At 33.3% G+C, this 6523-nt stretch carries 7 protein-coding genes and 1 pseudogene; 7 read left to right on the top strand and 1 reads right to left on the bottom strand.

Translation table 11 applies throughout. From position 1 onward, the window contains the following. Nucleotides 1-46 precede the first annotated feature (46 nt). The 7 genes and pseudogenes from A9239_RS08575 to A9239_RS08550 all read left to right on the top strand — a co-directional run bounded on the left by A9239_RS08575 (nucleotide 47) and on the right by A9239_RS08550 (nucleotide 5619). Nucleotides 47-901, top strand: a complete 855-nt coding sequence (locus tag A9239_RS08575) for a decaprenyl-phosphate phosphoribosyltransferase (protein ID WP_048117027.1) — start codon at nucleotides 47-49, stop codon at nucleotides 899-901. A 223-nt stretch (nucleotides 902-1124) separates the two neighbouring features. Further along, entirely contained in the window at nucleotides 1125-1760 is a 636-nt protein-coding gene (locus A9239_RS08570; RefSeq protein WP_048117028.1) for a PHP domain-containing protein, read from the top strand. Beyond that, nucleotides 1760-2137: an EamA family transporter gene (locus A9239_RS08565; RefSeq protein WP_048117029.1), complete on the top strand. Its 378-nt coding sequence runs from the start codon at nucleotides 1760-1762 to the stop codon at nucleotides 2135-2137. Before A9239_RS08570 ends, A9239_RS08565 begins: the two co-directional genes overlap by 1 nt. Continuing rightward, entirely contained in the window at nucleotides 2134-3774 is a 1641-nt protein-coding gene (locus A9239_RS08560) for a hypothetical protein (RefSeq protein WP_048117030.1), read from the top strand. Before A9239_RS08565 ends, A9239_RS08560 begins: the two co-directional genes overlap by 4 nt. Nucleotides 3775-3967: 193 nt before the next feature. Then, a pseudogene (locus A9239_RS18250) lies at nucleotides 3968-4227 on the top strand (DUF4277 domain-containing protein); the annotation flags it as partial. A gap of 96 nt (nucleotides 4228-4323) precedes the next feature. Beyond that, nucleotides 4324-5016 (top strand): class I SAM-dependent methyltransferase, encoded by a 693-nt coding sequence (locus A9239_RS08555; protein WP_080941438.1) that lies wholly within the window; start codon nucleotides 4324-4326, stop codon nucleotides 5014-5016. Between the two features lie 183 nt (nucleotides 5017-5199). Then, entirely contained in the window at nucleotides 5200-5619 is a 420-nt protein-coding gene (locus A9239_RS08550; protein ID WP_048117033.1) for a pyridoxamine 5'-phosphate oxidase family protein, read from the top strand. Nucleotides 5620-5925: 306 nt separating this feature from the next. Here A9239_RS08550 and A9239_RS08545 read toward each other — a convergent pair whose 3' ends face one another. After that, complete coding sequence (locus A9239_RS08545; RefSeq protein WP_048117036.1) at nucleotides 5926-6168, bottom strand: hypothetical protein; 243 nt, start codon at nucleotides 6166-6168, stop codon at nucleotides 5926-5928. Nucleotides 6169-6523 lie beyond the last annotated feature (355 nt).

Raw genomic sequence — 6523 nt, 5'->3', positions numbered from 1 at the left:
AGCTATGGCTGAATAGTTACCAAATATAAAGCTATCGAGTGAAAATATGCTTAATGAGATCCTTACGTCAATGCGTCCTAAACAGTGGTACAAGAATTTTGTACTATTTGCAGGGATAATTTTTTCATTAAATTTATTCAATGTCCATATGTGGATTACTTTATTTTTCTCATTCATTATTTTCTGCATGTTGTCTGGATCTGAATATATTTTTAATGATATAATGGATAAAGAAAGAGATAAAATCCATCCTATAAAACGCAACCGTCCCATCGCTTCAGGAAAATTACATGTACTACATGCTTTTATTTTTGCGACACTTATGGTTTTTTCGGCATTAGTGGGAGCATACCTAATAAACGTCCAATTTTTTGTGGTCTCCTTAGCTTATTTTCTATTAATTGTTTTCTACTCATTATTCCTTAAACATATTGCTATTGTTGATGTCCTTACTATTTCCATGGGTTTTGTTATAAGGGCAATTGCAGGCTGTTTTGCAATAAAAGTTTTCGTTTCTTCCTGGTTAATTATATGCACCTTTTTGGTCGCGCTTTTTCTTGCACTTGGCAAAAGAAGGCATGAACTTATGTTATTGGAAAATGGTGCAATTAGCCATCGCAAAGTTCTAAATGATTTTTCAATAGATCTGCTGGAGAAAATGATGACTATAGTTACGAGTGCGTTGATAATGTCTTATTCTCTTTATACATTTCTTTCAAATAATACCTGGATGATGCTGACAATCCCTATAATAATTTACGGGATATTCAGATATATTTTTCTTGTTCATTCTAAAAATGCAGGTGGAGAACCGGAAATTTTGTTTAAGGATATTGGAATGCTAACATGCATAATTTTATGGGTGATTTCAACAGTAGGAATAATTTACGTAAAAAAATGAGACTTAGACCTGGAAAATTTAGACCGAGAAAATATATGGCAAAATTCGATTTCATGTTCATTTAGGTTATCTTCAGACAGAAATACTAAACATTAAAAATATTGCAAAGATATACCAGTTAAGAAAGCAGAGAGACTGACATGATATTGTTATTCCTGCCACCTTATTTACCTGATTAAATCTACTTGGATAATATTAATTCGCCTTATAGGGGCTTTATTCTGTGAAATACGATTTACATGTGCATACGTCTTACTCAAAAAAATGTGGCTACACAAACCCTAAAAATGCTGTCAAAGCTGCAGTTAAATACGGACTGGATGGTATTGCTATAACAGACCATGATACGATTAAAGGTGCGCTACAAGCTAAAGAATATAGTCCAGGGTTTTTTGATGTGATAATAGGCTCTGAAATAACTACCAATAGAGGTGAAATAATTGGACTATTTCTATCTGAGGATATCAAGAGCAATAAATTTGAATCAGTAGTATCCGAAATCAAAAACCAAAATGGACTCGCTGTTGTCCCACATCCTTTTGATGCATTACGAAAGTCTGCTTTTCATCCAGAAGCAGAAGACGTCGAGATTTTAGATGGCATTGAGAGTTTTAATTCGAGATGTACCTTAAAAAAATATAATGATATTGCTGAAAACTTTGCCAATAAATATAATTTAATGAAAACGGCAGGCAGCGATGCTCATTTTCCATCTGAAATTGGAAATGCAGGAATTATTACTGAGAATTGCGATATCGTAGATGCGATCAGAAAAAGAGACCTCACTGTGTTTGGAAGAAAGTCTTCTGTGTTAAATCATGCACTCACTAAATCCTTAAAATTGATGAGGACGATTTGATGAAGAATTTACTCTACATAATAGTTGCCGTCTGTATTTCAAGTCTCGGGCAGATTTTATTGAGACGTGGTATGAGCGGATCTGGTTTTGAGTTATCCGTATTAGATGCCACTACAATAATTAATTTGATAAAAAATTTCTATGTGATGAGTGGGCTATTTGTTTACGGATTGAGTTTTATCCTGTGGCTATATGTACTGTCACGCGTGCAGGTGAGCTATGCATACCCATTTGTGAGTTTAAGCTATCCGATCGTGATGATATTAAGTAATGTCTTTTTAAAAGAGCCTTTAGGAAAAGGATTATGGATTGGCGTTTTTTTCATATTAATTGGGACAACTATTATTGGGGTAACATATGGTAGGTGGGACTCATGAAAAAAACTAGCAGTGAAGTTCCTATTAGTAGAGAAAATAGCGTGAATATCAGTAAGTATGCACAAAAGCAGAATAAATATCCAGATCTTAATATTATACTTTTTTATTTATTAAATATTATTAGATCTAAATACAGTTTACCTTTTTGTTTATCAATACTCATGCTTTTATATATGCAAACTGTCAAACCAGTGATAATAGGTGACGGTCATGAATATTTTGCTATGACAATATCGTTGTTTAATCATTTATCTCTTGATTTGCAGCCAGCTGATATTGCAATGCGGGCAGCTATAGAACAGAGCCGTGGTATATATTTTCCGCCTACGCAAGATTATTATGGATATGCTAAAGCTCTCAATGGAAATTATTACCCAATTCATTTTTGGGCTTATTCACTTGCAAGCTTACCTTTTCTTTTTATTCTTCATTTTTTTAATATTAATGAGCTTTCAAGTCTTCAAATAACCAATGCTGTCCTTTTACTAGCTAGTTTTTGGGTAATAACTTACTGTTTTGAGGATAAACTTCAAAGACTTATAATGCTTGCTTTTTCAGTAGTTAATCCGATAGTGTTGTATATCGGTTGGACAGGTGCAGAGGTTTTCTCATATTCATTTGTGGTAATGGCGATTTCATTTGCTGTAGCAAAAAAGTACAATTTAGCTGTACTATTATCATCAATTGCTTCACTGCAAAATCCACCAATTATAATGTTTACACTATATCTAATATATCTTGGCTTAAGAGACTCAAATTTTGATTTTAATAACTTAAAAAAACTAATTTTAAGTTCTGCTATTACAGTAGTTCCATATATTTTTTATATGATCTATTACCATGTGCCAAATTTAATTGTTAGTTCTGGTGTATCTACCTTTAGTAATATGAGTATTAGTAAATTCATTAATTTATTCACTGATCTTAATTTTGGTATGATTTTATATATACCAGTGCTATTTATTCTAGCTGTCATAGCACTATTTATCGGAGTAAAGAAAAAAGATGATAAAATTATTTTCCTGTGGGTAACGATCGTTCTCATGGTAACTATAACAACCACACAGGGTAACTGGAACCCAGGGATTATGTATATCCATCGATATTGCACGTATATGATACCGGTAATTACTTTAATTGTTTTATACTCTCTAAAATATTATTCTTCAGTATTGTCTGCAAGACTTTTGGGTATTACTTTGATTATTGGATTTACATTATCGTTTTTTACGATATCAGGGTGTATGCATGATTATGACTATTCTAATTATGTTAAATTCAGTAAACTCTCACAATATGCTATCGTATGTGCTCCTGAATTAAGCAACCCACCATATGAAAATTTTGGAGAAAGATCCATAGGTGAAGAAGTAGACTATACTAAAAATCTACCTATTTTATTTGTATATGATGGAAATGTACGCAAAATATTGACTGATTATGCCCACATAACAGATATAGAAAAGTTCATAGAACCAGAATACAAAAATGAAACGATAAAGAGTATTGAAAAATCTGGTATAGGCTATATAAATTCACATGAAATAATACTACCTTCATATGTAGATAGTAGTAAAATACGTATTTTATATCATTGGAAAGACGATAAATATGTGACTTACGCAACCAATGCCTAAAATCAAATATAAAAACCGATTTGTAGAAATCCTTAATTTTAGCCAAAATGGATCTATAATTTTTTGTTTATGTTAAAGTTAATAACCTAGATTCGGCAAGTAAACATATATGTTAATATAATTAATTTTCATATCTTTTTCCTGATCTTATATGTTAATATAATTAATTTCCATATCTATTTCTTGATCTTTCATGGCAGATAAAAGCAATAGTAGAAGAGTTGAATCTTCAATAAAGTGTACAAGATTCTTAGGTCGCCTTTGTCTCATTGCTGGAGTTTTCCGAGAGCTTGAAGTTGACAAACTGATCGATGAGAAACTTCCTAATGAACGATATCACAAGTTTCCTCATTCCATCTGCATCCTTGCAATGGTACTCAATGGCCTTGGTTTTCTAGGGCAACGTCTGTACCTGTTTCTTGATTATTTAGGACTATTTCTATAGAAAGACTTACCAGTATTCGTTCTTCATAAATAGAAAATTAGTAGAGTTTATGGCCTAATGATTTGAACAAAGTTAAGCAAAAATACAAAATTTTGGAGAAAATAATGAGCGAAATTCAAAAAAAGTTTGATGAAATTTCAAAAAAGTATGATCAGCAGAGAAAGAAGTTTATACCTTGTTTCGACGATTTTTATAGAGTATCGGTATCCATGGCATCCGTAAACATGGAAAATCCAAAAATACTGGATATAGGGGCTGGAACAGGACTTTTATCAGCGTTTTTGATGGAAAGATATCCAGATGCCTCATTTACCCTTATTGATATCTCGGAGAAGATGCTGGATGTAGCAAAAGACCGGTTTAAAGGGAACTCAAACGTAAAATATATTGTAGCAGATTATTCAAAGTATTCTTTCGTCGAAAAGTATGATATGGTAGTGTCTGCTCTATCTATCCATCATCTGGAAGATGAGGAGAAACAGAAACTCTATAAAAAAAGTTACTCTCTTCTTGAACAAAACGGGATTATTATTAATGCCGATCAAGTACATGGAGAAACTTCTTTCATAGAAACCCTCAACAAAAAGATCTGGAAACATTATGTCGAGAATAGTGGTTTGTCCGAAGAAGAAATCCTCGCTGGGTATGAAAGAACTAAGCTTGACAAGGATTCAACATTAGATCAACAAATCAACTGGCTTAAAGAAGCAGGATTTTTTGATGTTAGTTGCATATATAAATTCTATCAATTTGCAGTGATGTTTGGGAGAAAATATATAGTTTCGGGCTTATCGTAACCGCGAATTCTATTCTATTTTCACTTACATTCGGCTTTGCAATGTCAATATAAAAAGATCTATATAAAAATGTCAGTATAATATTAACCCGAGGGATAAAACTCAAAATAAGAATGAAAATTCACAATTTTCGGCTTTTCTTTTTAAGGATAAGTTACAATACTAATTCAAAGGAGATAAAATATGTCATCAGACTTAATAGATTATTTCAACAAATCGCCCAGGCTTGGAGTTCTCAGCACAGCAAGCACTGACGGAAAGGTAAATTCAGCTGTCTTTGGATCACCTCAAATGATCGATGAAAATACTGTAATCGCGGCAACGGCTGATAACCGCACCTTTGCAAACCTCCAAGAAAATCCATATGCCTTGTATACGATCATGGAACCTGGAGATTCAATCACGGAGTGGAAGGGCATCAGGGTTTATATGAAACTTAAAGAGTGTGCGACGTCCGGGGAGTTGCTTGATATGATCCGAAATGAAGCCGCAAAGTTCGTAGGTGAGGAAGGCGCGGAGATGATATATGCTGCACTTACCTTTGAAATCTATGAGGTCAGACCCTTGGTAGATTTAGGACAGGGTTGGGAGAAGTCAATCTGAATTTATAATTCGCAGAATTGAATCGTGGAAGGACTACAAATTAAGTGGAAGGATTACATGTCAAATTTTCCATTCTTCTTTGTAAGTCTACAATTGATTGTTTTCCGGATCTGTAATCCTTCACTCTGCGCTGCTTGCCCACACCACGGCTAGATATTTTCTATCAAACGTTTTTAAAAAACTTGTATTTTATCACGTAGTAAGGGGTTTTCGCTCAAGCCTTTTTTTAAAAGGCTTGCAGGCAAGCAGTTTTTTTAAAAAGGTTCGCTTTTTCAAAAAGACTTGTTGAAAAAGCTTGTATTTTCGTTATTTACTCCTTTTAATCTCTTCCAGTATGCTCTTCTGCGTTTCTGCAATCTCTTTTAATGTTGCATTGATCTCTGCCATTATTTCGGTTGTGTTTTTTACTATCTTTACTTCCGGAATTTCTGCAGGAGAGCTTTCGTTTTGCTCCATTTCTTCTTCCTGGAGTTCCCGTAAGAGTTGTCCCATTGCTCCAAACTCACGGCTCTTGTCATAGCTGGTTATCGTTTTATCTTTTTGATCCATGGCTTTAACAATGCTGCAAAATGTAGAAATAATTTCCGATCTACTACGAAATCCATTTTTTTCGGGTCAAATAAGTCTGGATTTTCAGTTTGGACTTGAAATCTGGATATAAATTCGTAGTCTCTTTTCTATGTTAAACGTTTGGATACTATTTACTAGAAATGACTAAAAAAATCCGTTTTTCATTATTAAGAGTCAAGTTTAAATAGAACTGTAACATTATATTATATGGGCAGTGGGGAAAATAGCGTATGTAACGGGATCTCTCTAAATTGAATAAAACCTCTATCATGAACCCCCCACACCCTACTATCTATAAAAAAGATAATTTTTTGAAATATTCCTAAATATTCCT

This window comes from Methanosarcina sp. A14, assembly GCF_001729375.1.
In the GTDB taxonomy this organism is placed as follows: domain Archaea; phylum Halobacteriota; class Methanosarcinia; order Methanosarcinales; family Methanosarcinaceae; genus Methanosarcina; species Methanosarcina barkeri.
The sequence above is the reverse complement of the archived record's forward strand: the minus strand, read 5'-3'. Positions and strand labels throughout refer to the sequence as shown.

Excerpts from the sequence above, each read along its gene's own strand:
- A9239_RS08560 (WP_048117030.1), top strand. The coding sequence starts at position 2,134 with ATGAAAAAAACTAGCAGTGAAGTTCCTATTAGTAGAGAAAATAGCGTG.
- A9239_RS08545 (WP_048117036.1), bottom strand. The coding sequence starts at position 6,168 with ATGGATCAAAAAGATAAAACGATAACCAGCTATGACAAGAGCCGTGAG.
- A9239_RS08565 (WP_048117029.1), top strand. The coding sequence starts at position 1,760 with ATGAAGAATTTACTCTACATAATAGTTGCCGTCTGTATTTCAAGTCTC.
- A9239_RS08555 (WP_080941438.1), top strand. The coding sequence starts at position 4,324 with ATGAGCGAAATTCAAAAAAAGTTTGATGAAATTTCAAAAAAGTATGAT.
- A9239_RS08575 (WP_048117027.1), top strand. The coding sequence starts at position 47 with ATGCTTAATGAGATCCTTACGTCAATGCGTCCTAAACAGTGGTACAAG.
- A9239_RS08550 (WP_048117033.1), top strand. The coding sequence starts at position 5,200 with ATGTCATCAGACTTAATAGATTATTTCAACAAATCGCCCAGGCTTGGA.